A 2,068-nucleotide genomic window follows, 5' to 3' on the forward strand; every position below is an offset into this window, starting at 1 on the left:
TTCCTCGCGCGCCTCATCAATGCCGGCAACATCCTGAAAGGTCACCTTGCCAGACTTTTCGGTAAGCAGCTTGGCCTTGGACTTACCAAAACCCATCGCGCCCGAAGCGCCGCCGCCCTTCTGCACCTGTCGCAGCACGAAGAACGCAATGGCGATGATCAGGATGAACGGCAAGGATTGTAGCAGGATATACATCAGCAGACTGGTCTGCTCGGGAGCCTTGCCGCTGTAATCAACACCCTTTTCTTCGAGCAGCGGAATGAGCGTGGGATCGCTTTCAACCCGCACCGCAGAAAAGCTCTCGTCGTTGATATAGGTGCCGGTAACACGGTCGGGCGCAATCAGCACGTTCTTGACCTGCCCGTCAGCGACCCGGTCACGAAATGTGGAATAGCTGATTGCACTGCCACGCTCGGTGGTGCCGCGCGTATCGATGAGTGATACCACCACCAGCAGACCGACGATCACCCCTGCCCAGATGAGCATGTTCTTGATCCAGCCGTTCTGGTTGGCGTTGGGATCCTGATCGTCGTTCATTGATACAGCCTTTGCGGGAGTGGATTGTGATCAAGATAAGCAGCAAATCCTGAATGACAACATAATCTAAAGCGATTCCAGCGCACGCCCGTTGTGGTCGGTCGCAAATCAGGACGGATTGTCGTCCTCGCCCCGTTTGCCGCGCGGCGGAGCGGCGCTAAACCACCAGACATCACTGCCTTCGCTCACGTGGCACAGCACATTGCCGACCATTGCCTGCCCGCCTGTGTGCAACGACGCGAGCAGCCGGTCAATTGCGGGTCCACGCGGCGCACATCCAGGCTCAATACGCTGCAAGCATGCGATCACCAGCCGACGCAGCAACGCCGCCGGATACGCGCCTCGCACCAACCCGATGCGCCCAGCTTCGTCGATGATTGCGTCGGCTGCCAGCGTCTCCGCCGCCCAGTCGAGCGCGTCGGCGGCTTCTGCCAACGCGGCGGCAGAACGCACCGCCGCCAGCGGATCAACCGCATCAAACCCGGCGAGCGCGGCGCGCATCCGCACCCGGTCAAAATCTCGGTTGATATTGCTGGGGTCTTCTACATGCGGCAGCGAATGCGCCTCGCACCACTGTGCCAGCTCTGCCTTGCGAAAACCCAGCAGCGGCCGGATGACGTTTCCATTGCGCGCGCGCACTCCGGCCAGCCCGTCCACACCTGATCCGCGCGCCAGCCGCATGAGCATGGTTTCCAGCTGGTCATCGGCGTGGTGCCCGGTGACGATCCATCGTGCTGCGATGCTGCCTGCATGTGCCTGCAACAGGTGATAGCGCGCATCTCGCGCTGCCGATTGCAGATTGCCGCTGATCGGCTGGCGGGGCGTCAAAATGGCGTGAGGCAGCGCAAAGCTGGCGCAATGTGCGGCGACCAGTCGCGCTTCATCGGCTGAACCGGCGCGCAACTGGTGATCGACCGTCGCCACCGCGACCGACCCGGTCCAGCTGTGGCGGACCAGATCAAGCAGCGCCATGCTGTCCGGTCCGCCCGACACCGCCAGCAACAGGCTGTCGCTCGTCCCGCCGGTCAGCGCGACCAGCGCCGCCTGGCAGCGCGCTACGCCCGCGTCATCGACATCCGGCACTGCGGCGTCCCGCCGCCAGCCGCGTCGACAGCCTGCCGGTTGCCGCATCGGGAAACACTTCGGCAAGTTCGGAAAAGGCGACGCAGGCCTTGGGCTTCTCGTTCAGCTTGACCAGCGCCTCGCCCAGAAAATAGAGGCTGTCAGGCGCACGGTCACCCTTGGGGCTTTTTTCGTAATTTTCTGCAAACGCCTTGGCAGCGGCACTGGGTTTGCCATCATCCAGATAGGCGCGGCCGAGCAGATTGCGGGCATAACTGATGCGGGCGTGGCGGGGGTGCTTGTCGACCGTGGTTTTTAGCTGTGTCTGCGCCTCGGGCATGAACTTGGCTTCCCACAGCCGATAGCCATAGGTGTAGTCATCATCGAACGCGTCACCGGTCTGCGGCTTGAGGATCGCCGTAACCGCCGCGATGCGCTCAACGCTCGGCGCAGCGGCGGCAGCAGCAGC

3 protein-coding genes are annotated in these 2,068 nt (G+C 62.6%); all 3 read right to left on the minus strand.

Features of this window, described 5'->3' with window-relative positions:
• A partial coding sequence (locus tag ACEW8G_RS10615; RefSeq protein ID WP_373488391.1) for an ATP-dependent metallopeptidase FtsH/Yme1/Tma family protein occupies nt 1-537 on the minus strand: 537 nt, incomplete at its 3' end.
• A gap of 108 nt (nt 538-645) precedes the next feature.
• Nucleotides 646-1,620 (minus strand): tRNA lysidine(34) synthetase TilS, encoded by a 975-nt coding sequence (gene tilS, locus ACEW8G_RS10620; RefSeq protein WP_373488392.1) that lies wholly within the window; start codon nt 1,618-1,620, stop codon nt 646-648.
• Nucleotides 1,604-2,068, minus strand: a 465-nt coding sequence (locus tag ACEW8G_RS10625) for a tol-pal system YbgF family protein (RefSeq protein ID WP_373488393.1), incomplete at its 5' end; no start/stop codon positions are given. The genes tilS and ACEW8G_RS10625, both read right to left, overlap by 17 nt.

The organism is Blastomonas sp. (assembly GCF_041747255.1).
GTDB lineage: Bacteria > Pseudomonadota > Alphaproteobacteria > Sphingomonadales > Sphingomonadaceae > Blastomonas.